This is a genomic window from Gilvimarinus gilvus (genome assembly GCF_030518155.1).
GTDB lineage: Bacteria > Pseudomonadota > Gammaproteobacteria > Pseudomonadales > Cellvibrionaceae > Gilvimarinus > Gilvimarinus gilvus.
Genome location: NZ_JAULRU010000335.1, coordinates 1 through 339, shown reverse-complemented (window position 1 = coordinate 339; position 339 = coordinate 1). Strand labels below are relative to the sequence as shown.

The window sequence follows — 339 nt, the reverse complement described above, 5'->3', positions numbered from 1 at the left end:
CACTATCGACGAGGCCAGGTTGCCCAGGGTAAGGCCTGTGCCGTGAGTACCGGTGGTGAGTGCCCCGGCAATCGACTGGCTGTCGATGTCGCCCTGGTTGACCATCGACAGGCCGGCCGCCCGCAGGGCCTTGCCGAAGGCATTGATGGTGGTGCCGGCTGCGGCGGTGACGCGCTTTCTGGCGTGGTCGACATGGCGTATGCCGCTCATGTTGGCCAGCGTCAGGTGCAGGCCATTGGTCAGCGCTACCGGGGTGAACGAATGCCCGGACCCGGCCACCCGAACGTTCATGCCGTTGCGGCTGGCCTGGTTGACCAGCGTGCACAGTTAGTCTTCGCT

General features: G+C 65.5%; 1 protein-coding gene. It reads right to left on the bottom strand.

What is annotated here, in order from left to right; genetic code table 11:
• Positions 1-291 (bottom strand): FAD-binding protein (locus tag QWI17_RS23610; protein WP_368045328.1); only part of this gene is annotated, 291 nt, incomplete at its 3' end.
• Positions 292-339: the final 48 nt, after the last annotated feature.